The organism is Nocardia goodfellowii, from assembly GCF_017875645.1.
Lineage (GTDB): Bacteria > Actinomycetota > Actinomycetes > Mycobacteriales > Mycobacteriaceae > Nocardia > Nocardia goodfellowii.
On record NZ_JAGGMR010000001.1, the window covers coordinates 3,832,554 to 3,855,856 of the forward strand.

The 23,303-nt window shown below is 68.1% G+C and carries 22 protein-coding genes; 18 read left to right on the forward strand and 4 right to left on the reverse strand.

Going from position 1 to position 23,303, the window contains the following annotated elements:
• The first annotated feature begins 54 nt into the window (after window positions 1–54).
• The 5 genes from secD (at window position 55) to BJ987_RS17530 (ending at window position 7,196) form a co-directional block, all read left to right on the forward strand.
• Window positions 55–1,788: a protein translocase subunit SecD gene (gene secD, locus BJ987_RS17510; RefSeq protein ID WP_209891000.1), complete on the forward strand. Its 1,734-nt coding sequence runs from the start codon at window positions 55–57 to the stop codon at window positions 1,786–1,788.
• On the forward strand, window positions 1,785–3,005 hold the full coding sequence (gene secF, locus BJ987_RS17515; protein WP_209891004.1) for a protein translocase subunit SecF: 1,221 nt from the start codon (window positions 1,785–1,787) through the stop codon (window positions 3,003–3,005). The genes secD and secF overlap by 4 nt, the downstream gene beginning before the upstream one ends.
• Window positions 3,006–3,027: 22 nt before the next feature.
• Complete coding sequence (locus BJ987_RS17520; protein WP_209891007.1) at window positions 3,028–4,734, forward strand: ABC transporter substrate-binding protein; 1,707 nt, start codon at window positions 3,028–3,030, stop codon at window positions 4,732–4,734.
• 102 nt (window positions 4,735–4,836) lie between these two features.
• The gene (locus BJ987_RS17525; protein WP_209891010.1) at window positions 4,837–5,409 is read left to right on the forward strand and encodes an adenine phosphoribosyltransferase; all 573 of its coding nucleotides are present in this window, start codon (window positions 4,837–4,839) and stop codon (window positions 5,407–5,409) included.
• A gap of 197 nt (window positions 5,410–5,606) precedes the next feature.
• Window positions 5,607–7,196, forward strand: a complete 1,590-nt coding sequence (locus BJ987_RS17530) for an ABC-F family ATP-binding cassette domain-containing protein (RefSeq protein ID WP_209891013.1) — start codon at window positions 5,607–5,609, stop codon at window positions 7,194–7,196.
• 52 nt (window positions 7,197–7,248) lie between these two features.
• On the opposite strand, the gene BJ987_RS17535 is transcribed toward BJ987_RS17530, so the two are convergent.
• Entirely contained in the window at window positions 7,249–7,602 is a 354-nt protein-coding gene (locus tag BJ987_RS17535; RefSeq protein ID WP_307869653.1) for an MmcQ/YjbR family DNA-binding protein, read from the reverse strand.
• Between the two features lie 74 nt (window positions 7,603–7,676).
• On the opposite strand from BJ987_RS17535, the gene BJ987_RS17540 reads away from it, so the two are divergent.
• Entirely contained in the window at window positions 7,677–8,618 is a 942-nt protein-coding gene (locus tag BJ987_RS17540) for a hypothetical protein (protein ID WP_209891018.1), read from the forward strand.
• Window positions 8,619–8,715: 97 nt separating this feature from the next.
• Entirely contained in the window at window positions 8,716–9,999 is a 1,284-nt protein-coding gene (locus BJ987_RS17545) for an adenylosuccinate synthetase (protein ID WP_209891021.1), read from the forward strand.
• Between the two features lie 50 nt (window positions 10,000–10,049).
• On the opposite strand, the gene BJ987_RS17550 is transcribed toward BJ987_RS17545, so the two are convergent.
• Complete coding sequence (locus BJ987_RS17550; protein WP_209891023.1) at window positions 10,050–11,327, reverse strand: family 1 glycosylhydrolase; 1,278 nt, start codon at window positions 11,325–11,327, stop codon at window positions 10,050–10,052.
• A gap of 122 nt (window positions 11,328–11,449) precedes the next feature.
• Here BJ987_RS17550 and BJ987_RS17555 point away from each other — a divergent pair, with 122 nt between their 5' ends.
• Window positions 11,450–12,073 (forward strand): NUDIX hydrolase, encoded by a 624-nt coding sequence (locus BJ987_RS17555; RefSeq protein ID WP_209891025.1) that lies wholly within the window; start codon window positions 11,450–11,452, stop codon window positions 12,071–12,073.
• Window positions 12,074–12,090: 17 nt separating this feature from the next.
• Here the strand turns inward: BJ987_RS17555 and BJ987_RS17560 are convergent, their stop codons facing one another.
• The gene (locus BJ987_RS17560; protein WP_372446872.1) at window positions 12,091–12,423 is read right to left on the reverse strand and encodes a YnfA family protein; all 333 of its coding nucleotides are present in this window, start codon (window positions 12,421–12,423) and stop codon (window positions 12,091–12,093) included.
• Window positions 12,424–12,432: 9 nt separating this feature from the next.
• Window positions 12,433–13,188: a metallophosphoesterase family protein gene (locus BJ987_RS17565; RefSeq protein ID WP_307869654.1), complete on the reverse strand. Its 756-nt coding sequence runs from the start codon at window positions 13,186–13,188 to the stop codon at window positions 12,433–12,435.
• A gap of 167 nt (window positions 13,189–13,355) precedes the next feature.
• Here BJ987_RS17565 and BJ987_RS17570 point away from each other — a divergent pair, with 167 nt between their 5' ends.
• The 10 genes from BJ987_RS17570 (at window position 13,356) to BJ987_RS17615 (ending at window position 23,302) form a co-directional block, all read left to right on the forward strand.
• On the forward strand, window positions 13,356–15,761 hold the full coding sequence (locus tag BJ987_RS17570) for a RelA/SpoT family protein (RefSeq protein WP_209891027.1): 2,406 nt from the start codon (window positions 13,356–13,358) through the stop codon (window positions 15,759–15,761).
• Between the two features lie 329 nt (window positions 15,762–16,090).
• Window positions 16,091–17,722: a cutinase family protein gene (locus BJ987_RS17575; protein ID WP_209891029.1), complete on the forward strand. Its 1,632-nt coding sequence runs from the start codon at window positions 16,091–16,093 to the stop codon at window positions 17,720–17,722.
• 58 nt (window positions 17,723–17,780) lie between these two features.
• The gene (locus BJ987_RS17580) at window positions 17,781–18,692 is read left to right on the forward strand and encodes a DUF8176 domain-containing protein (RefSeq protein ID WP_209891032.1); all 912 of its coding nucleotides are present in this window, start codon (window positions 17,781–17,783) and stop codon (window positions 18,690–18,692) included.
• Window positions 18,693–18,708: 16 nt separating this feature from the next.
• The gene (locus tag BJ987_RS17585; RefSeq protein WP_209891035.1) at window positions 18,709–19,608 is read left to right on the forward strand and encodes a MinD/ParA family ATP-binding protein; all 900 of its coding nucleotides are present in this window, start codon (window positions 18,709–18,711) and stop codon (window positions 19,606–19,608) included.
• Window positions 19,605–20,255, forward strand: coding sequence for a hypothetical protein (locus tag BJ987_RS17590; protein WP_209891038.1), 651 nt, complete (start codon window positions 19,605–19,607; stop codon window positions 20,253–20,255). The genes BJ987_RS17585 and BJ987_RS17590 overlap by 4 nt, the downstream gene beginning before the upstream one ends.
• A gap of 40 nt (window positions 20,256–20,295) precedes the next feature.
• Entirely contained in the window at window positions 20,296–20,592 is a 297-nt protein-coding gene (locus BJ987_RS17595) for a hypothetical protein (protein WP_209891041.1), read from the forward strand.
• Window positions 20,592–20,903, forward strand: coding sequence for a hypothetical protein (locus BJ987_RS17600; RefSeq protein WP_245366012.1), 312 nt, complete (start codon window positions 20,592–20,594; stop codon window positions 20,901–20,903). Before BJ987_RS17595 ends, BJ987_RS17600 begins: the two co-directional genes overlap by 1 nt.
• Window positions 20,900–21,547, forward strand: coding sequence for a DUF8175 domain-containg protein (locus tag BJ987_RS17605; RefSeq protein WP_209891044.1), 648 nt, complete (start codon window positions 20,900–20,902; stop codon window positions 21,545–21,547). Before BJ987_RS17600 ends, BJ987_RS17605 begins: the two co-directional genes overlap by 4 nt.
• 73 nt (window positions 21,548–21,620) lie before the next feature.
• Window positions 21,621–22,442 carry a DUF8175 domain-containg protein gene (locus BJ987_RS17610; protein ID WP_209891048.1) on the forward strand — a complete coding sequence of 274 codons (822 nt, stop codon included), beginning with the start codon at window positions 21,621–21,623 and terminating at the stop codon, window positions 22,440–22,442.
• On the forward strand, window positions 22,436–23,302 hold the full coding sequence (locus BJ987_RS17615) for a DUF8175 domain-containg protein (protein WP_209891051.1): 867 nt from the start codon (window positions 22,436–22,438) through the stop codon (window positions 23,300–23,302). The genes BJ987_RS17610 and BJ987_RS17615 overlap by 7 nt, the downstream gene beginning before the upstream one ends.
• The last annotated feature ends 1 nt before the right edge of the window (window position 23,303 follow it).

Sequence of the window (23,303 nt, forward strand, 5' to 3'; positions counted from 1 at the left end):
CGTGCGCGCTTGTGTTTTGGATCCAACTCGACTTCCGCCTAGGAGATACCTGCTGTGCCACCTTCTCAGGGATCGGCGCAACATCCGCTCCGGCTGCTCGGCGTCTACGCCGCGCTGCTGGCCGTGATCTATGCGCTGGTGTTCTTCACCGGGGACAAAACCCCGACGCCCAAACTCGGCATCGACCTGCAGGGTGGTACCCGGGTCACGCTGACCGCACGCACTCCCGACGGCAGCAAGCCGAGCCAGGACAGCCTGAAGAAGGCCCAGGAGATCATCGAGAACCGTGTCAACGGTCTCGGTGTCGGTGGCTCCGAAGTCGTCGTCGACGGCGACAACATCGTCATCACCGTCCCCGGTGACGACGGGCAGCAGGCGCGGGCGCTGGCCACCACGGCCAAGCTCTACATTCGTCCGGTGCTGGCGGCCGTCCCGGTCGGCCCCGACGGCAAGGTGCCCACCCAGGGCGCGACCCAGCCCACCCCGGCCCCGCCCGCCGAGACCGCGCCGCCGGCCGAGGTTCCCCCCGCGGAGGTCCCGCCCGCGGAGGTCCCGCCCGCCGAGGTTCCGGTCCCGCAGCCCCGCGTGTTCCCGGCGCAGGCGCCGACGCCGCCCGCCGACCCGGGCGCTCTCACGCCGCAGGAGATCGCGCAGAAGGAGATCGCCGAAGCGAAGGCGACTCGGCAGAGCGCCGATCCCGCGGTGCAACAGGCGGCCGTGCTGGCGATGGACTGCTCCAAGCCGGACCCGCTGGCCGGTAACGACGATCCGGCGCTGCCGTTGATCACCTGCGCGGTTCCCGGCTCGCCGAACCCCGAGGTGTACCTGCTCGGTCCGAGCAAGATTGACGGCCAGGAGATCAAGGACGCCACCGCGGGCCTCAACTCCCAGCAGGCCCGGCACGAGGTGAACCTGGAATTCAAGTCCGGCGGTAGTGACGCCTGGGCCGCCATCACCGGTGACGCGATCAAGCAGCAGTCGCCGCAGAACCGGGTCGCGTTCGTGCTCGACTCGCGCGTGGTGTCCGCCCCGGTCGTGCAGCAGGGCCCGCAGCTGGGTGGCCGCACCACCATCTCCGGCAACTTCAACGCCGCCAGCTCCAAGGAACTGGCCAACACCCTGAAGTACGGTTCGCTGCCGCTGTCGTTCCAGACCTCCGAGGCCGAAACCGTCTCCGCGACGCTGGGCCTGTCCTCGCTGCGGGCCGGTCTGCTGGCCGGCGCGATCGGTCTCGCGGTCGTGCTGCTGTACTGCCTGGCGTACTACCGGATGCTCGGATTCCTCACCGCCCTTTCGCTTTTCGCCTCGGGGCTCGCGGTCTACGGCATCATGGTGCTGCTCGGCCGCTGGATCAACTTCACGCTGGACCTGGCCGGCATCGCCGGTCTGATCATCGGTATCGGTATGACCGCCGACTCCTTCGTGGTGTTCTTCGAACGCATCAAGGACGAGATGCGGGAGGGCCGCAGTTTCCGGTCCGCCGTCCCGCGCGGCTGGGCCCGCGCCCGGCGCACCATCCTGTCCGGTAACGCGGTCAGCCTGATCGCGTCCGCGGTGCTCTACATCCTCGCGGTCGGTCAGGTGAAGGGCTTCGCGTTCACCCTCGGACTCACCACGGTCCTCGATGTCATCGTGGTGTTCCTGGTGACGATGCCGCTGGTCATGCTGGCTTCGCGCACCCAGTTCTGGGCGAAGCCCGGGGTGAACGGCCTGGGCGCGATCCAAGAGGTGGCGCGCGAACGCCGGGCCTCCGGCGCCGCACTCTCCGAAGGTGTGAGGACTCGATGAGCAACCAGACCAGCCCGTCGCTGCGCAAGCGGGACGCCGAGGACGCCGTGGACTACGACGCCAACTTCGATACGAAGTCCCAGCACGGCTTCTTCAGCCGGCTCTACACCGGCACCGGCGCGATCGACGTGATCGGCCGCCGCCGGATGTGGTACCTCATCACCGCCGTCATCCTGCTGATCTCGTTGGGCAGCATCCTGTTCCGCGGTTTCAACTTCGGCATCGACTTCGAGGGCGGCACCCGGATCCAGTTCCCGGGTTCGGCCGAACAGAGTCAGGTCGAGGACGTCTACCGCGCCGCCATCGGCACCGACCCGGAGTCGGTGCAGAAGGTCGGCGCCGGCGCGACCAGCAATATGCTGATCCGCTCCGAGGCCCTCGATCAAGGCCAGGTCGAGAAGCTGCAGGCGGCGCTGTACTCCGAGTTCCAGCCCAAGGATTCCAGCGGTAAGCCGAGTCTGGCGGCGATCAGCGTCTCGGATGTGAGCGAGACCTGGGGCGGCCAGATCACCAAGAAGGCGCTGATCGCGCTCGCGGTGTTCCTGGCGATCGTCGCGGTCTACATCACGATCCGCTTCGAGCGGGACATGGCGATCGCGGCGCTGGCGGCGATGGTCTTCGACGTCGCCGTCACCGCGGGCATCTATTCGCTGGTCGGTCTGGAGGTGTCGCCCGCGACCGTGATCGGCATCCTCACCATCCTCGGCTTCTCGCTGTACGACTCGGTGATCGTGTTCGACAAGGTGGAGGAGAACACCCGCGGCGTGCTGCACGTGAACCGGCGCACCTACGGTGAGCAGGCCAACCTGGCGGTCAACCAGACCCTGATGCGCTCGATCAACACCGCGCTCATCGGCATCCTGCCGATCGTCGGACTGCTGGTGATCGCGGTGTGGCTGCTCGGCGTGGGCACGCTGAAGGATCTCGCGCTGGTGCAGCTGGTGGGTCTGCTGGTGGGCACCTACTCCTCAATCTTCTTCGCCACGCCGCTGCTCGTATCGCTCAAGGAGCGCTTCGGTCCGGTGGCCGCGCACACCAAGAAGGTGCTGGCCAAGCGGTCGGGCGTCGCGAGTGCCCGAGCCCTGGCCGCCGCCGAGCAGCGGGCCGTTGCCGCCACCGGGCGGCCGTCGACGGATGCCCCGGTGCGCCGCTACGCCGGACAGCCTCCGGAGCCCGGTGCGCGCCCGAGCGGGAAACGGCACAAGCGAAGGAACTAGTACCCCAGGGGGTTTCGTTCATATGCAGCGATCACGCGGCACGGCGCGGTTGATCGGTATGGCGGCCGCGGGCGCGTCGGTCGTCGCGCTGGCAGCCGGGTGTTCGGGCGAGAACCAGGTGCCGTCCATCGGCTACGCCGTCGACGCCACGGTCACCAGCTACAACGGCGGTAGCACCCTGGGCGCGAGCAGCGGTTCGCCCGCGGTGTTCGGCCGGGTGCTGACCGGGTTCTACTACACCGGGCCGGACGGGCAGCAGGTCGCCGACACCGATGTCGGCACCGCCAAGGAGGTGCCGGGTGAGGCGCAGACCATCCAGTACCGGCTCAACCCGGACGGGGTGTACTCCGACGGAGTGCCGACCTCCTGCGATGACCTGTATTTGACCTGGGCGGCGCGCAGCGGCCGGTTCACCGCACCCGGCGGAGGGTCGCTGTTCGACGCCGCGAGCACGGCGGGCTACGCCGCGATCGAGCGGGTCGAATGCCAGACCGGATCCAAGGACGCCACCGTGGTGTTCCGGCCGGACCGGCACTATCAGTACTGGCGGAACCTGTTCACCGCCGGTGAGCTGATGCCCGCGCACGTGGCCGCGCGGGCGGCGAACGTGCCGAATGTGGTGGCGCCCTTGCAGTCCGGTGATGCCGCGGCGATCGGACGGATCGCCGAGTTCTGGAACACCGGGTGGAACCTGTCCAGCGGCCTGGATGTCACCAAGTTCCCGTCGTCGGGGCCCTACCGCATCGAATCCTTCGGTGCGGCCGATGGTTTGGTCCTGGTCGCGAATGAGCGCTGGTGGGGCAACAAGCCGGAGACCGGCCGGATCGTGGTCTACGGCAAGTCCGCCGATCTCGGCGAGAAGATCGGCGACGGAGCTGTCAGTGTCGTCGATATCGGTGGTGGCTCGGTCAAAGATGTGAATTTGGACGGGTTTTCGACGCGGACGGTGCCCGGCCGGGGAGCCGAACAACTGGTTCTGGCGACCGGGGGAGTGCTCGGCTCGGTCGATGCCCGCCGTGGTCTGGCGCTGTGCGTGCCGCGGCAAGAGCTCTACAACCAGCTCGGCAAGGCCCAGGATCTGCCGACCACTGCGCTCGGGTCCGGCCCGCTGAATTCGCGTATCGTGCAGGAGGATTCGCTGTTCTACCCGGCGGTCACCGGCGCCGCCGCCAAATACAAGAACACCGACATCCCCGGGGCGACATCGGCGTTGGCCGCCGGCAAGGCGGCCGGGCAAACCATCCGCATCGGGTATCGCGGCCCGGACGAACGGCGTAGCCGGACCGTCGCCATGATCGCCGAATCCTGCAAACCGGCGGGTATCACCGTGGTGGACGCGGGTTCCGCGGACTTCACGCCCAACCAGCTCGGCGAAGGCAAAGTCGACGCCGTACTCGGCAGCACCGCGTCGGTTCCCGGCCCCGCCGGAGCGCTGACCGGCGTAGCGGCGACCAGCGCTCTGCGCACCGGAAACGGTCTCAATTTCGGTCGATTCGGTAATGGACGCTACGATTCGATCACCGATCAGCTTGCTGCCGACGATAATTCGACGGCGCAACTGAATCTGCTCACCGAAGGCGAGAACCTGCTGTGGGCGGAGATGCCGAGCATCCCGTTGTTCGCCACTCCGCGCACGATCGCATTCGCCAACGGGCTGCAGAACGGTCTGGCGGGTCCCACCCAGGCGGGGTCCGGCTGGAATATGGACCGCTGGGTGTTGAAGCGGTGAGTGCCGGCGGCATGAGCTCAGGGCCCGGAGGCGACAGCCTGCGCAACCATGAAGGGCTCGCGAATGTCGCCGAATGATGACAGTGACCATGGAGAGGGCTCGATGAGCAAGCACGCGGCGATCGAATCCGAGGAGCTAGTGGCAGAGCGGACCGCCCAGGCGGGACAACTGGTGCGGCACCTCACCCGGTGGCGAGACGACTTTCCGACGCCGGGGGTGCGCTTCGCGGATCTGACCCCGGTCTTCGCCGACGCCGAAGGCTTCCGCACGGTCATCGACTGCCTCGCCGCCTGTGCCCCCGACGCCGATCTGGTGGCGGGTGTGGACGCGCGTGGATTCCTGCTCGGCGCCGGCGTGGCCGCCACCCTCGGCACCGGCGTGCTCGCCGTGCGAAAAGCCGGCAAGCTGCCCCCGCCGGTGCTGAACCGGGAGTACAGCCTGGAATACGGCTCCGCGGCGCTGGAGATCCCGGCCGACGGCCTGGACTTGACCGGTAAGCGCATCCTGCTGCTCGACGACGTGCTCGCCACCGGTGGCACGCTCGCCGCGGCCGCGGCGTTGTTCGCCCAGACGGGCGCGGAAATCGTCGCCGCCGCAGTGGTTTTGGAGCTGGAGTTCCTCGGGGGACGGGCGCGGCAGGGCGACTATCCCCTGACCTCGATCGTCAAGGTCTGATCCCACTCCGGCAGCTGTCGGCCCGACGTCTCCGTACTTTGTGATCCAGAACGCACTGGCGCAAACCTGGGATGTCTGCGTAACCTAGTCAGGTCTTGTTCCCGTTGATCGGAGTCATGCCGTTGAAGTTCTGAGGTAGCGCTTTCGGGCGGCCCGCGTAGTGCGCGCCGCGATACCGTCGCACCTCAGGAGGACGCATGTCTTTTCTGTCTATTTCCGATCTCACTTTCACCTGGCCGGACGGCACCCCCGTCTTCGACGGGCTCTCGGCGGTTCTCGGAACCGGGCACATCGGTCTGGTCGGCGCCAACGGCGCGGGGAAATCCACGCTGTTGCGGCTGATCAGCGGTGAGCTCACGCCTGCGAGCGGCTCCCTCGCCCTGTCCGGGCATTTCGGGTACCTTCGGCAAGATCTCGGTCTCGCCGAAGGGCAGCGGGTCGACGCCGTACTCGGCATCGCCGATATCCGGAAAGCGTTGCACCGCATCGAATCCGGTGGCGGGGACGAGTCCGATTTCGACACCGTGGGCGCGGCCTGGGATGTCGAGGAGCGTGCGATCGCGCTGCTGGGCCGGCTGGGTCTGCGTTATCTCGCCGATTCGCCCGCTCAGCTGGATCGCACCCTGGACACCCTGTCCGGTGGTGAGACGGTACTGCTCGGGCTGGTGGCGCAGTTGCTCACCGAACCCGATGTGCTGTTGCTCGACGAGCCGACCAACAACCTGGATCATGTTGCGCGGGAACGCCTCTACGAGGTGATCGGCCAGTTCCCGGGCACGGTACTCACGGTCAGTCACGACCGCGAGCTGCTGGACCGGATGAACACCATCGCCGAGCTCCGGCAGGGCGAGTTGCGGTTGTTCGGCGGCAATTTCACCGAGTACGAGCGGATCATCGAGGCGGAGCAGGAGGCGGCGCGCGCCGCCATCCGGGATGCCCGCAGCGATGTACGCAAGCAGGCGCAGGAACTCGTCGAGGCCCGCATCAAACTGGACCGCCGTAAGCGCTACGGCCAGAAGATGTGGGACCAGAAGCGGGAACCGAAAATCATTATGGCCGAGCGCAAACGGCAGGCCCAGGTGTCGGCCGGGAAGCTGCGCAACAGCCACATCGAGAAGTTGGAGGACGCGAAACAGCACCTCGATCAGGCGGAGGAGCTCCTGCGTGCCGACAAGGAGATCCGCGTCGATCTGCCGGATACCCGGCTCTACCCGGGTCAAGATGTCATCGAGCTGGAGGAGGTGCGGCTGGCGTGTGGCCCGACGGTCACGCTGACCGTCTCCGGCCCGGAACGCATCGCGCTCACCGGCCGCAACGGCGCGGGTAAAACCACACTGCTGCGGCACATCGCGGAGCAGGGTCCGAAGGTGCCGTGGCGCATGTTGCCCCAGCGTCTGGACATCTTCGACGAGGACCTGTCCGTCTTCGAGAATGTCGCGGCGGCGGCGCCGCATGCCACCCCGCTACAGATTCGTTCGCAGTTGGCGCGCTTCCTGTTCCGGGGTACCGACGCCGATGTCGTGGCCGGCGCGTTGTCCGGCGGCGAACGCCTGCGGGCCGCGCTGGCCATGCTTCTGCTGGCCGACCCGGCCCCGAAGCTGCTCCTGCTGGACGAGCCGACCAATAATCTGGACTTGCCCAGCCTGCAACACCTCACGCAGGCCCTGTCCAGCTTCGAGGGCGCGCTCATCGTGGTCAGCCACGACCCGCGCTTTCTCGATGACATCGGTGTCACCCGCCGGGTGGAACTCACTCCGGAAGGGCTCGTCGAGACGCTGGTCCGGTGATGCCGGCGACACCGCACGCCCTCCGGCCCGTTCGCGGCCGGCGGGCGTGCGGTCAGTCCAGCTGCGCCGCAAGCTTTTTCGGGGCCACCTGCCGGTAGGCGTCGCGAACTATCTCGGTGATCTCCGGCCAGTCCGGATCGACACCGAGGCGGACGCCGAGCCAGCCACGGTGACCGACGTACGGGGGTTTGAAGAAGCGGTCCGGTTCGGTGTCGATGAGTTCCTGCTGGACGCCGTCGGGCGCGGGGCACCAGATGGTGTGGCCGGTCTCCTCGTAGGCGTCCTCGGTGAACATGGTGAAGACGGTTTTGCCGCGCACGAAGAACGCCGGGCAGCCGTGGCTGAGGCGCTCACTGCTCTCCGGAAGCGCCAGGCAGATCGCACGGATCTGGGTCAACGGGTCCACCCTCGCAGTGTAAGTCCTTGACCGCCGCAGTTTTAGTTGCATAGACTAAAACATATCGAACGGGAGGACCGATAATGGGATACGGACACTGGGACGACACCGCTTACCGGGCGGCAAGCACCTATCGCGCCAGCCGGGGGCTCGACGACTTCGGCTACACCGCCGAACTGCGCAACCGCCCCTACGACACCTGGCAGGCGCATCCATCGCTCGACCCACTCGGCGTCGACGTGCGCGAATGCCGAGACTCGGCCGACCACGGCAACTCGCTGCCCATCGCGGTGCTGTTCGACGTGACCGGTTCCATGGGGCAGGTGCCGATCATCATGCAGCGCAAGCTCGGCAAACTGCACGGGCTGCTGCGGAGCAAGGGCTACGCCGACGACCCGCAGATCCTCTTCGGCGGCGTCGGCGACGCGGACACCGACCGAGTTCCCCTGCAGGTCGGGCAATTCGAGTCCGACAACCGGATGGACGAGCAACTCCGCAACATCCTGCTCGAGGGTGGCGGCGGCGGTCAGAAATCCGAAAGCTACGAACTTGCCGCCTATTTCATGGCTACCCACATTGCCACCGACGCCTGGGACAAGCGCCGTAAACGCGGCTACCTCTTCCTCATCGGGGATGAACTGAACAAGCGCAAACTCGCCGCCCGCCACATCCGCGCCGTCATCGGAGACCATGTCCGCCACGACATCTCGGTCGAATCGATCTACCGCCGGCTCGCCGAACGCTGGCATGTCCACTACATCCTGCCCAACCAATCGAGCTACTACAACGATCCCGAGATCGCCGACCACTGGCGCGCACTGCTCGGGCAGAATTTCCTGAAGCTCGATGATCCCGCGGCGGTGTGCGAACTCATCGCCCTGACCATCGGCCTGGCGGAAGACCGAGTCGACCTCGACACCGGGTTGGCCGACCTCGCGGATCTCGGCTCCGCCGCCGAAGCGGCCGCGGTACGAGGGGCTTTGCGTCCCAACGACCCTCGCGCCTTGCCACCCGTCGCCCGCTGACGGCGGGCCGCGAACCGGGTTCGGTCTCGCGGGAGGTCCGGACTCAGCGCACGGTGTGGAGATATGTGTGAGCGATAGGCGCGGGAGGTAGTGAAAGGTGAACGGGCAGCACATCATTGTGGTGGATCTCGGGTTCGGGGACGCCGGGAAGGGCGCTACGGTCGACTGGCTGTGTTCGCCTGATGCGGGGCTCGGCGTGACGGCGGTGGTGCGGTTCAACGGGGGAGCGCAGGCGGCGCACAATGTGATCGCCGACGGCAAGCACCACGCCTTCGCGCAGTTCGGCGCCGGGACGTTCTCGGGTGTACCGACGCTGCTGTCGCAGCACATGCTGGTCGAGCCGATCGCGCTGGCGGGGGAGGCGCGGCAGTTGGCCGCGCTCGGCGTCCCGGATCCGTTGTCGCTGTTGCGCGTCGACGGCCGCGCGTTGCTGACCACCCCGATCCACATCGCCGCGAACCGTGCCCGCGAGGACGCGAGGGGTTCCTCGCGGCATGGTTCCTGCGGGCGCGGCATCGGGGAGACCGCCTCGTACGCCCTGGAATACGACGCACCGACCGTTGCGGACTGCCTGCGGCCGAAGGCGCTGCGGCAAAAACTGGATCTACTGGCAGCGCACTACGGCCCCCTGATCGCGCCGAGCGAGCACCGGTACGAGCCGATCCGCGACCTGGTCGAGATGTATCGCGAATTCGCCGCTGCCGTACGCATCGTCGACGACGGTGAACTTGCTCGCCTCGCCCGCCGCGGCAGGCTGATCTTCGAAGGCGCGCAAGGAGTTTTGCTCGACGAATGGCGCGGCTTCCACCCGCACACCACATGGTCCACGGTGGAACCACGCAACGCCCGTGCCATGCTCGCCGGTATCGGAGCGACCGCCTACACCCTGGGCGTCACCCGCAGCTACCTGACCCGCCACGGCGCGGGGCCCTTCCCCACCGAAGACCCATCCCTCGACATCCCCGAGGCGCACAACGCGTTCGGCCCCTACCAAGGTGACTTCCGCATCGGCCACCTCGATCTGACCCTCTTGCGCTACGCCATAGCCGCCTGCGACGGCATCGACGGCTTCGCGGTCACCCACCTCGATCGCCGAACACCTTATGCCGCAATCGGTTACGACACCCCTGCGGGCCACGTCCACGACCTCCCGCTCGGCGCGTGGCAAAACCTCCCGCACCAGCAGCGTTTGACCGCCCTCCTCACCGGCGCCGAACCCGTGCTCGTCGAGTTGCCGGCGGACCGAATCGATTGGCTGTCAAGGCAACTGAGCACCCCCGTCGTCCTGACCTCCGACGGACCGAATCGCGCCGACCGCACCCCCACTACGGCCCAAGGGGCAGACAGCAGTGTCTGGCGGGCGAGCAGTGTGCCCGCGTAGGTTCGCCCGAACTGCCGCCGGGCGCGGGGTCGAGGTGCCCCCCGGCGTACTCAAGGGACTTCTACCGGGTCGGCGCAGCTGGTGGGCGGGTCGACGAGGGCGCAGTTGGCGGGTTCGCGGGTGGGGCGGTAATCGAAGTCGACGCCATTCGCCGCGATGATGGCGGCGTAGGCGGCGACGGCTTCGGTGGGGACGCGGGTGCGGTCGCCGGCGCGGGCGTTGACGGTGTAGAGGCCGAAACGTGGGCTGTAGCTGCCCCATTCGTAGTTGTCGGTGAGGCTCCAATAGTTGTAGCCGATGATGTTCATGCCGTCGGCGGCGGCGCGCTGTACCCAGTAGATGGAGTCGCGCAGGTGATCGGCACGGGTGTAGCCCTCGCGGCGGGGTCTGTCGTCCTGGGTGGTGATGCCGTTCTCGACGACGAACAACGGTTTGCCCGGGAAGAGGCGGGCGTAGCGGCGCAGTGCGAAGTAGATGCCTTCCGGACGGACCGGTAGATCCCAGAGGTCGGAAGGATCGGGTTTCGGGGGTTCGAAGGCGTAGTAGTAGTCGAACCCGATGTAGTCGAGGCGAGGGCCGATATCGGCCAGCAGGGAGCCGTTGATCTGCAGGTCGTTGCCGGCGACGTAGCCGACATTGCTGGTCACCATCGCGTCGGGGCGGCGGCGATGGATGTGCTCGTAGATCGCGTTGTGCGCCGCGGCGACGCGCTTCTCCATGACGCGCCGATCGGTGCCGCGCAGCCGGACCTCGTGGCTGATGTAGGCGACGGGCTCGTTGATGGTGACCCACAACGGATTCCGGTCGGCGTAGCGATCCACCACCTTACGCATGTTGGCGAGCCAGTCGTGCACCATGTCGGGGTGGTCCCAGCCGCCGCGCTCGTAGGCCCAGCCCGGGTACACCCAGTGGTCGAGGGTGAGCATCGGCCGCATGCCGGCCTGGATGATGGCGTCGATGACGGCGTCGTAGTACTCGAACGCGCCGGGATCCCAGGCGTCGCGCCCTTCCGGTTGCAGACGCGCCCATTCGATTCCGATCCGGAACACCTCGACGCCGAGCGCGGCGGCCAGATCGATGTCGGCGGCGTAGCGGTGATAGAAGTCGACGGCGTCGCCGTACTCGTCGAATTCGGGGTGCTGCCGGATGTAGCGCAGCCAATTGCTGTCCGGCGCCTGCCCTTCCGATTGGAAGCCCGACATCGATACTCCCCACAGGAAGTCCGGCCCGAGCGTGCGGACACCGGCCGCCGGTGCCTCCCCGGGTACCAGCAGCGCGACCATCGAGGCCGCGAGGGCCGCAGCGGCTCGCCGAGTCCGTGTGCGCATCCTCCGCGAAAGTAGCTGACTATTCGCCCTCTCGCCACGCGCCGCTCAGTGCGGGTACTGGCCCGCGATCACCGCCCGCCCCGCAGGTCCGCGCGCGGCGCCGTCCGGCAGGATGGTGCGCCGTGGAGCAATCGGTGGTTTCGGTCGATGTGGTGACACTGCGCTTCTGGGATACCGACAGCGCGGTCACGCTCGGGATCGCGCCGCGGGAACACGAGCCGTTCACCGGCGAACTCGCCTTGCCCGGCGTGCTTTTGGGCCGCGGCGAACGCCTCGCCGTGGCGGCCAGGCGCGCGGTGCACACCAAACTCGGGGTGCCGGAGGCGGCGATCGGCGCGGTCGGCCAGCTGGTCACCTTCGACGAACCCAACCGCGACCCCCGCGGTCCCACCCTCTCCATCGCGATGTGGGCGGTCGTCGGCGTCCACGAGGGCCCGGCCCGATGGGTGCCGTTCGACGAGCTGCCGCCGCTGGCCTTCGACCACAACGCCATCGTCGAAGTCGCGCGCACCCACCTCGCCCGCCTGCTCTGGAAGGATCCCGCCTTCACCCGCGCCCTCACCGGCGCCGAATTTCCCGCCACTCGCGCCGTAGACCTCGCCAGTACCCTCCTCGGGACCCGCCCCGACCCCGCCAATCTCAACCGCACCCTCGCCGCCATTCCGGGTCTCACTCGGACCAGCGAACGCCGCCGCACCAAACCCACCGGCCGCCCCGCCGCCGTCTGGGCTTTCACTCCGGACTGAGCGCCGCGCCGACCGGATCAGTGGCGCGGGGCGTACATGATGATCGCGACGCCGGTCAGGCAGAGGGCGGCGCCGAGGTAGTCCCAGCGGTCGGGGTGGAATTTGTCGACGACGATGCCCCAGGCCAGCGAGCCCGCGACGAAGACGCCACCGTAGGCGGCGAGGATGCGCCCGAAGTTCGGGTCGGGCTGGAAGGTCGCTACGAACCCGTACGCCCCGAGCGCGACTACCCCGGCCGCGATCCACAGTAGCCCGCGCTGCTCGCGCCAGCCCTGCCACACCAGCCAGGCGCCACCGATCTCGGCGAGCGCGGCCAGCGCGAACAACAGCAGCGAGCGGGCGATGATCACCGCCCGAACCTACAACGCGGCCCCGGCCGGGGGCGGGACGGTCTCGGTGGGTTCGACGATGTATACGGCGTAGGGACGGCGCAGGACCGGGTAGGAGACGTTGCGGACGGGCACGCCGCCGGGCGTCTGCCCGGACTCGGTGCCGGCGTGCGCGTGGCCGTGGACAGCGAGGTCGGCGGCGCCCCGGTCGATGGCGGTGGCCAGCTCGTGGCAGCCGAGCCCGGGGTAGATCCGGATCGGTTCGCCGACGAGGGTGTCGACCACGGGGGAGTAGTGCATGAGGGCGATGCGGATGTCGGTGTCGAGGGTCTCGAGCGTCTGCCGCAAGAGCTCGGCGTCGAGCGGACCGCGGCGCATCCGTTCCCGATGTTCGGGATTGGCGTTCTCGGGATCGCCGGGATGTCCGGGGAAGCCGCCGCTGCCGCCCATGACGCCCGCGATGCCCACCCGGACGCCCGCCACCTCGAGGACTGTCGACTCACCTTCGAGCATGCGGACGCCGAGCGCACCGAGCATGGCCGCGATGCGGTAGCCCTGTTTGCGATCGTGGTCATGGTTGCCGAGGACGGCGACCATGGGGACCGGGACGCCGGCCAGTTCGGCACGCAGCAGTTCCGCCTCCGCGATTCGCCCGCCCTCGGTGAGGTCGCCCGCGAGGAGCAGTATGTCGGCGTGTTCCGCGAGCCGGAGAAACTCTGGGCGGAACTTCCCGGCGACGGCTGGGCGCATGTGCAGGTCGGCGACGGCGGCAACGCGAACGGTCACGGCCTCAGCCAGCCACAATCCGCGAAATGTGTCAACAGGATTCGGGTTCGGTACCAACCCGGGATTCACCTATCGGTCGCTGGTCCGGCACCGGGACTAAAGTGGTGATCTGGGCGGTTGCGACGGTCGGATAGGGTGTTGCGATCGAGGCGCGGAGAGGTGGTGGCATGGCTCAACACTTGGGCGAGGCGAATGTCGGGCAATCGGCATCGTCCCCGCAGTCGAACGGTGCCCCCACCCCGGCCGATATGCCCGGTGCCCCGAAGCCGCCCGCCGCCAAGCCGCCCGCGCGTGAGCCCGGTACCGCCGCGGCCGTTCCCACCTCCGCCTCGCGGCGGGTCCGGGCCCGCCTGGCCCGGCGGATGACCGGTCAGCGTGGCATCGCCGCGGTCAAGCCGGTGCTGGAGCCGCTCGCCTCGGTGCACCGTGAGTTGTACCCGAAGGCGAACCTGACGCTGCTGCAGCGCGCCTTCGATGTCGCCGACGAGCGGCACGCGCATCAGTTCCGCAAATCGGGTGACCCGTACATCACCCATCCGTTGGCGGTGGCCAACATCCTGGCCGAACTCGGTATGGACACCACCACGCTGGTCGCGGCGCTGCTGCACGACACCGTGGAGGACACCGGCTACTCGCTGGAGCAGCTGACCAGCGACTTCGGCCAGGAGGTCGCGCACCTGGTCGACGGTGTCACCAAGCTGGACAAGGTCAACCTGGGCGCCGCCGCGGAGGCCGAGACCATCCGCAAGATGATCATCGCGATGGCCCGCGATCCGCGCGTGCTCGTGATCAAGGTCGCCGACCGGTTGCACAACATGCGCACCATGCGCTTCCTGCCGCCGGAGAAGCAGGCCAAGAAGGCCAAGGAGACGCTGGAAGTCATTGCGCCGCTTGCGCATCGACTGGGCATGGCCACGGTGAAGTGGGAACTGGAGGATCTCGCGTTCGCGATCCTGCACCCGAAGAAATACGACGAGATCGTGCGTCTGGTCGCCGATCGCGCGCCGTCGCGCGACACCTACTTGGCCAAGGTCCGCGCCGAAATCGTGAATACCCTTGCGGCCTCACGGATCACGGCGATCGTCGAGGGCCGGCCCAAGCACTACTGGTCGATCTATCAGAAGATGATCGTCAAGGGTAAGGACTTCGACGACATCCACGACCTGGTCGGTATCCGCATCCTCTGCGACGAGGTGCGTGACTGCTACGCGGCGGTCGGCGTGGTGCATTCGCTGTGGCAGCCGATGGCGGGCCGGTTCAAGGACTACATCGCCCAGCCTCGCTACGGGGTCTACCAGTCGCTGCACACCACCGTCGTCGGTCCGGACGGCAAGCCCCTGGAGGTGCAGATCCGTACCCAGGACATGCACCGCACCGCCGAGTTCGGTATCGCCGCGCACTGGCGCTACAAGGAGACGCGCGGCAAGCACTCCAGCGACTCGACCGAAGTCGACGATATGGCCTGGATGCGCCAGCTGCTGGACTGGCAGCGCGAAGCCGCCGATCCGGCGGAGTTCCTGGAGTCGCTGCGTTTCGACCTGAAGTCGCCGGAGATCTTCGTGTTCACCCCGAAGGGTGATGTGATCACGTTGCCGCAGAAGTCGACTCCGGTCGACTTCGCCTACGCGGTGCACACCGAGGTCGGGCACCGTTGCATCGGCGCGCGCGTCAACGGCCGCCTGGTCGCCCTGGAGCGGCAGCTCGAAAACGGTGAAGTGGTCGAGGTTTTCCAGTCCAAGGCGCAGAACGCCGGCCCGAGCCGGGATTGGCAGAACTTCGTCGTCTCGCCGCGCGCGAAGGCCAAGATCCGGCAGTGGTTCGCCAAGGAGCGCCGCGAGGAGGCCCTGGAATCCGGTAAGGAGCAGATCTCCAAGGAGGTCCGCCGCGTCGGACTTCCGTTGCAGCGCTTGATGAGTGTCGACGCGATGACAGCGGTCGCCCACGAACTGCACTACACCGACATCTCCATGCTCTACACCGCGGTCGGTGAGCACCAGGTGTCCGCGCACCACGTCGTGCAGCGGCTCATGGCCCAGCTCGGCGGCATCGGTGATGTGGAGAACGAACTCGCCGAACGCTCCACGCCCTCCACGACCCCGAGCAGACAGCGCGTCACCGGTGACGCGGGCGTGCTCATCCCGGGCGCGCCGGGCACCGTGGCGAAGCTGGCCAAATGCTGCACGCCGGTCCCGGGTGACGAGATCATGGGCTTCGTGACTCGGGGCGGCGCGGTGTCGGTGCACCGCACCGATTGCACCAACGCGGGCTCGCTACAGGAGCAATCCGAGCGCATCATCGAGGTGGAATGGGCGCCGTCACCGTCCTCGGTGTTCCTGGTGGCCATCCAGATCGAGGCGCTGGACCGCACCCGTCTGCTCTCCGATGTGACCAAGGTGCTGGCCGACGAGAAGGTCAACATCCTGTCCGCTTCGGTCGCCACGCACGGCGACCGGGTCGCGATCAGCAAGTTCACCTTCGAGATGGGCGACCCGAAACATTTGGGCCATTTGCTCAATGTGGTGCGCAATGTGGAAGGCGTCTACGACGTCTACCGAGTTACTTCCGCAACTTAACGCTGGGTAACGGGCGCGTGTCGCGCGTATGAATTCGTTGCGTTGTGGGTACATTTCCTCCCACAAGCGAACCATGGCTGGCCCAGTTGTCCGGTACCACACCGGATTCCGAGTCCGCGCACACTTCGCCGGGGAGTTGCGGCAGCGATCCTGTGATCGGAAATCCGTCAGATACATTCCGGCGCCGCGCCGTCCTGTGTTCAGCATCTCCGGTGTATAGGTGGAAACTTTCCGCGATGGCGGCAGTCATAGCCGGAATCTGTTACCGTCGAATGCGTTTGAGGGCGTCAAGATTCACCTGTGGCAATACGGATTGATTGCGAATCGCTATGGCCAATTACCCGGCAAGAATCGCGGGGGTGCTCAGTGCACTCGCCGTTGCTGTGGCATTCGCCGGTACCGGTCCGGCCACCGCTCAGCCCCCTGCTCCGGCTCCTTCCACGAGTCTGGCGATAGATAGCTGTCCGGCCTTGTACGCGTTGGGAATTCAGGGCACGGGCGAGTCCTCCCCGGACGCCGCGCCGAGCACCGACACCGGGATGCTGTCCACCGTCTTCCGTCCGCTGCTGGCCCAGGCCGGCGACACCGGCCTGGTCGATCGGGCCTACGTGCCTTACGAATCCAGCTTCGGCGGTTTCACCAACGGCGGCACCACGCCCTACGCGCAGTCGGTGTCCGATGGCCTGACCAGGCTCCGCTCGATGGCCCAGTCGGTCGTGGACCGTTGCCCGCGAACCAGATTGGCGATCGTCGGCTACTCCCAGGGCGCGCACGTGGCTTCGCTGTTCGCCCAGGAGGTCGGGCAGAGCAAGGGCGTGGTCCCGGCCGACAAGGTCGCCGCCGTAGCGCTTTTCGGCGATCCCACCCGCAATACGGGCGCTCCGCTGTTCCCGGGCTCGCCGGGCAAGACGAACCCCGACGCCGCTCCGGGCACCGATGGCGACGAGATCGCCTCGATCGCCGCCCTGAACCAGACCCCGGCCGCCGGCGGCGGCATCGCCCCGGAACGGGACACGGCCGAGAACTTCGCGGCTCTTACCGGGCGCGTCGCGAGTTTCTGTACGGCGGGCGATCTTTCGTGCGACGCCCCGGAGGGCGCGCCGATCCTGCGGGCGGTGGCCAATATCGCGGGCCAGGCCCAGGTCAGCGGTGGCGACCCGATCGCCTCCCTGGTCTCGGTGGCGCAGGCGCTGGCCTACACCTCGATCAAGACCGTCGCCAAGGTGGTCAACGAGGACATCTCCGGCAGCTCGCTGTCGAATCTGTCGATCTCGCCGAAGAAGTCGATCTCCGAGCGTCTGGCGGACGCGTCCGACCCCCGCTCCCCGCTCGACATCAACGGCGCCTTCCAGGCCCTGCTGAAGGTCGGCATGATCGGCCTGAACGCGGTCGTCACGGTGGTGAAGGCGGTCATCAACCCCGCCACCATCGCCGAACTCGCCACCGCGGGCCTGGCCAACCCGGTCGCGGGGCTGGCCTTGCTGGGCGCCAAACTGCTCGGCGCGATCCCGCAACTGATTCCGCCGACCACCATCTCGCGCCTGGTCACCCAGGCGTTCACCGCCGTCGTCCAGAACATCACCGACAACAGCGAACTGCTCAATGTCACCACCTGGGTGAAGTACTGGGAGACCGTCCAGCGGCACGGCGCCTACGACTCCGCGGCGGTCACCGCCGGCGGCGACGCGCCGGTGCGTTTCGTGGCCGACTGGTTCGCCGCGCTGGCCCGGGATCTGGACGAAACGCTCGGTAGCGGCGCTGCGCCGCAGACCGTGAGTACCACGCCGACGCCCCGATTATCGGTACCCGCTAACGGCGCGTCGACTACGCCGAACCCTTCCGGTACGGGACAATTTCCGTTCGGGAACGGAGCCGATCGCGCCCCATCCAGTGGCGATTCGGTTTCGCCCACCGCGGTACCCGGCACCCCCAGATCTAGTAACCCGTCCTTGACGAACTGAGCGCCGAGAGGTCCGAACCGATGCGACACCAGTTGCCCGGCTCCGCGGGAAGGGGGGAATGTTGAAGTCGTACAAAGAGCTGTCACGGTGGTTCCCCGCCCTGGAACCGGAGACAGGCACGCAAGCCCCCGCGTCGGTACGCGAGGACGAGTTCCGCACCGACGACGACGGCCCGGCCCAATACCCGCATTACATCCGCGAACCCGACCCGGACGACCCGGAGGTGGCCCGCGCCCGCGCCGAGGTCCCCCCGGACCTGGCCTCGCGGCGCAGCGAATTCACCGGCGGCTGGTCGGATTGGGTCGGCGGGCACGCGCCGAGCGCGGCCGACGACTACGACCGCGACGCCGATCTGGTCCGCTTCCCCTGGCCGGACGACGACTACGACGACGATGACGAAGAGCCCGTCGGGCTCCGCGCCCGGCGATCGCGGGCGGGCCGCGGCCGGGTGCTCGCGGTCCTCGTCGTCGCGGTGCTGCTGCTCGTGCTCGCGGGTGCGGGCGCGGTGTGGCTGCTGAAATCGTCCGGCGGCAACGACAGCGCGGGCTCGCCGCGCGATTCCCTGCAATTCACGGCGGGCAGCGCGCAGTCCGATCCGGCGGCCACGTGCCCGGTGGAGCGCACCGATCGTGAAGTACGCAGCTCCCAACCCGGCGGCACCGGCTCCGGCCCTGACGCCATCCTGTCCTTCCAGTACGCCTACTACGTGGAACGGGACGCCGAACGCGCGGTCCAGGTCGTCGCGCCGGGCGCCTCCGTTTCTCCCGCCGAGGTGATTCAGAAAGGCATCGAGACGATTCCGGCGGGCACCACACATTGCGTGCGCATCGTGGCGCTCGGCGACAACAAGTATTCGGTGGAGATCACCGAGCAGCGGCCGGGCGGCGTACCGGCGACGTACAACAAGCAGACGGTCACCACCGCGGTGATCGGCGGCCGCACCCTGATCACGGGTATCGCGGCCGGATGAAGGAGAGCTGAGAGCGATGGGAGACGACTGGAGCCGCTGGCTCGACGACACACCCGAGGCGGGTGTGGCGCCGGACAAGCCCGCGCGGTCGAAGGCTCCGGTGGTGCGGTTACGGCGGAACAAGCAGGGCGGGGGCGCTACAGGCACCGAGGAACAGCACGAGACGCAAGGCGCGCAACGCCCGATTCTGGTGGTAGGCGGCTGCGGTGGTGCGGGGGTCACCACGACGGCGCTCGGTATCGCGGGTGAGCTGGGCATGGCCGGTACGCCGACGGTGGCGGTGGACGCGACCGCCGCGGGTAGCGATCTGGCCTTGCGCGGCGCCGACGAGCACCTGCATCCGATCAGCCTGCAGTCGTGGCTGTACGGACGCGGCAACGACGAGCCGGCGCCGGTGAAGGAATGTCTGTCGCTGGCGACCTCGGGCATCGGCCTGCTCTGGCGGGACGCGGCTCCGCTGCGCCGCCGTGCGACATACCTCACGGTGGCGCGAGCCATCGACGACGCCGGGTTCACCGGTGTGTACGACGGCGGCAGCGCGATAGCCGGGCGGCAACTACGTCCGCTCCTAGATGACTCGGATGTGGCTCTGGTGCTAGCCATCCCGGCCCGCGCCGACGCCGCGAACCGATTGCGCGTCGCCCTGGAATGGCTGGACGACCAGTACGGGGACGCTACCGAAGGTCAAGGGGGCGGCATCGTGGGTGACACCACCATCGTGATCTCACATCAACTACCGGGCGCGGACTCCCGCATTGCCGACCATTTGCGCGAACACCTGTCGGGCTGGGTCCGCGATATCCGCGAGATTCCCTACGATCCGCATCTGGCGCGCGGTGAGCTGGTCCGGCACTCCGCTCTGGCTCCGGAGACTCGACGAGCCTATGGGCGCCTACTGGCGGGGGTGGCATCATGACCGCCGCCATGTCGAAACTAGGTCAGCGCAAGCAAACTCCGCAGCCGGCGGGTGTCATCGCCCCGCCGGAATCCCGCCGTGCCCCCGTCTGGGATCGCCCGGTACCCGGTATCGGCCGTGCCCCGCTGGTATGGCTGCTGGGGGTGCACGGTGGTGCCGGAGCGACCACGCTAGCGCATGTGCTGGCGCCCGCGGCGGATTCGAGCCGTCGCTGGCCCGGCGTGTTCGAGCGGGAATCTCCCTACGTCGTGCTGGTCGCCCGCGAAACCATCGCCGGGCTGACGCGCGCCCATGATCTGTTGCGCCAGCATCACTTCGGCTTCGGCGGTCCCTCGGAGGTGCTCGGTTTGATCACCGTCGCCGCGAGACCCGGCCGGATGCCGGTGGAGATCCGGCGCTACCGCGACGTGGTCGGCTCGCTGGCCGGGCCGATGTGGCAGGTCCCGTGGTACGAGGAATGGACTCTGGTCGAGGCCGACGCGCTGCCCGTATGGTCACCGGGCGACCCGTTGCCGGAACGTAAACGCAAGATCGACCCGCTCGCGGAGGTACCGCTGGAGGTCCGCGAGATCGGTGCCGATATTGTCGCCACCGTTCGCGAAAAGATCGACGCCCGTACAGCTTTCGAGGAGGGGGAGGAGCCGTGAGGCAGGTCGCCGAACCTTCGGATTTCGAGAAAGGCACCCGATGAGCTCATTACTCTTCGCCGTGCAGGACACGTATGGCACCGTGCTGGCGCAGGTCGGTAACCCGACACCAGAGGCGCCCCCGGGGTCGGAGAAGTTCCTGCAGCTGGTCAGCTACCTCACCTGGTTCGTGCTGCTCTCGGGCATCTGCGGAATCGTGTACGCGGGCGGCAAGTTCGCGTGGGAGAAGTGGACCGGCGGCGGTCTGGAATCGCCGAAGATGGTGGCAGGGGCCATGATCGGTGGCGTGATCGCCACCAGTGCCGGCACCATCATGAACGCACTCATAGGTACCTGATGACCAATACTGTGCTCACCCATCCCGCCGACTGCGCGGACTCCGTCGGCTGCCATTCCCCTGTGCTGCTGGCATACAAGCAGCTGCCCTCGGAGGTCCTGGAACCGCTGATGCAGCTGCTGAACTGGTTGCTGTGGTTTGTGCTCCTGATCTGCCTGGCCTGGATGATCTTCTCCGCCGGCCGGCTCTGGATCGCCTTCCGCAGCGATATGGCCGTCAACGACGCCACCCACGGGGTGCTGATGAGCCTGATCGGAGCGACGGTCGCGAGTACGGCCTCGGGGATCGCATTGGCGTTCCTACCGACATGACAAAGACCGTGGGTGACAGCGCCGTTCGGCGGCGGGCCCGCCACCGGCCCGCGGCCGGGCTGGTCGGGCTCGCGGTGCTGGCGCTGGTGACCGGCTGCGGCTCCGATCAGGAGCCCGCGCCCGATATCACCACCGGCCCCAGCGGCGTCCGCTGGCAGGGCTACCACGGTGTCGCGCTGCCGCAGACCGACCAGGGGCCGAAGTCGACCGCCGACGGCGCCGCCACGGGGTTCGCGCGATCGCCGGCCGGTGCCGCGGTCGCCGCGATCACCCACACCGTGCGGATGTCGGTCGCCCCGGACAATCAGTGGGCGAAAGTCATCGCCCAGGAAGTCGTTCCCGGGCCGGCCCGCGACGAATGGTCGGTGAACCGCGTCCAGCTGTCCATCACCGGCCCGGCCGCACCCGAATACGCGCCCCGCCTGCTCGGTTACAAGATCATCGGCTACACCCCACAGAAGACGGCAGTGGACATCTACAGCGAATACTCCGACGGCTCCAAGGCGGTGAACCACACCACCGTCGAATGGTTCCTCGACGACTGGCGGCTGCGCCTGCCCGACCCCGGCTCGACCACCCGGCCCATCGACGCGATCACCGAATTACCCAGCGACATAGTCAAGTTGGAGGCACCGAAACCATGAGGGAGCACCGCGACCGAATCATGTCGCAGCGTGTCGCGGGCATGGCGGGGCCGAGCGACAGCGAGGTGGAGCCATGAACGCGAAGGAGAAGGAGCCGGCGTATCCGCGCGACCGGGTCTCCTTCGGCGCGATCGCGTCCGCCGCGGTGCTGGCGCTGATCGTGATCGTCGGCGCGGTCATGTTCTTCACCCGGGATCAGAGCGGACCGATCGAGGATCCGGCCGCGAGCACCGCCGGTACCGGACAGGGTTTCACCGATCCGGAGGTGGATCTCTTCGGGCGGCGCGTGGATGTCCCGAACAACTCCGCGGGACAACCGCTTCCGCAGGATCCGGGGCGGCAGCGCAAGCCCGCCGATCCGGACTGGCTGACCGCCGCGCCGGCCGGGACCACGCAGCCGCACGGGTGGCAGCGGGTCTACGGCGCGTCGGTGCCGTTCTCCACCTCGGACGGGCCCACCCGGATCGAGGACGGTCTGGCGGTCGGGTACGCGCACACGCCGCAGGGCGCCGCGCTGGCCGCCGCGCAGATCACCTACCGGCTCAACGCCCGCCCGGCCGACCGCGACCTCTACGTGCGGCAGGTGCGGGTCTCGGCCCAGCAGATCGCCGCGTACGACAAGGCCCTGACCGAGAACCGCCTGCCGAAGCAGCAGCCGGAGAAGGTGACTCGATACTTCGTCGCCTCCGACGCGTTCAAGATCGAGAACTACGCCGACGACCTCGCCATCCTCCGATTGGCCACCCGCGGTCCGGTCGTCGACGGCAAACAGCTCTGGGCCGCGATGCGGTTGGTGATGGTGTGGGACGCGGGGGACTGGCGGCTCAAGCCCGCCACCTCCAGCGGTTCGCAGACCGAGATGATCGAGTCGCTGGCGGGGTGGACCAAATGGTGACTCGCGGCCCGCGCGGCAACCCGCGCCGCTCCCGGCTGACCCTGCTGGGCTTGGCGGCCGCCGTGGCCGTGCTCGTGGCGGTGGGCGTGACCGTATCGGCGCTGCGGGACAACCCGGAGCCCGACGATGCTCGGGTGCTGGCGACGAACGCGTCGTCCGGTCCGCTGAACGGGACCACCGCCGCACCCGCACCCGCGCCGCTCGGTTTCGCGGGTGCGGCGGTCGACGTCTTCGGGCGCCGCGTCGACATCCCGAACAACCCAGCGGGCCAAGCACTTCCGCAGCACGCCGGACAGCAGCGCACCTCCGCCGACCCGGACTGGCTGACCGCGGCGCCGGTCGGGACGCGCGGTGAAGGCGGCTGGCAACGCGTCTACGGCGTCTCGGTTCCGTTCTCCACCTCGGACGGCCCGGCTCGGATCGAGGACGGTCTCGCCCTCGGTTACAGCCGTACTCCGCAGGGCGCGATCCTGGCCGGTGCGCAGATCATGTACCGCGCCAACGCGCGTCCCGCGGACCGGAAGCTGCGTGCGCGCCAGATGGTGCTGACCGCGCAGGAGCAGGCGACCTATGCTCGAAAAATCGCCGAAGGCGGTGTGCCGGAACAGCTTCCAGAGTCCGCCAGCAAGTGGCTGGTCGCCTCCGACGCGTTCCGGATCGAGAACTACACACCGGAGCGGGCGACCATGCGTATCGCTACCCGCGCGCAAGCCGGCGAGGGTGGCGGCAACAGGTGGGTCGCCACCCAGCTGGCAGTGGTGTGGATCGACGGGGACTGGCGCTTGCAGTCGGTTCCCGGTCCGGACGGTAGGCCGCAAACCGAAACCATTACGACGCTGACGGGGTGGACGCCATGGTGAA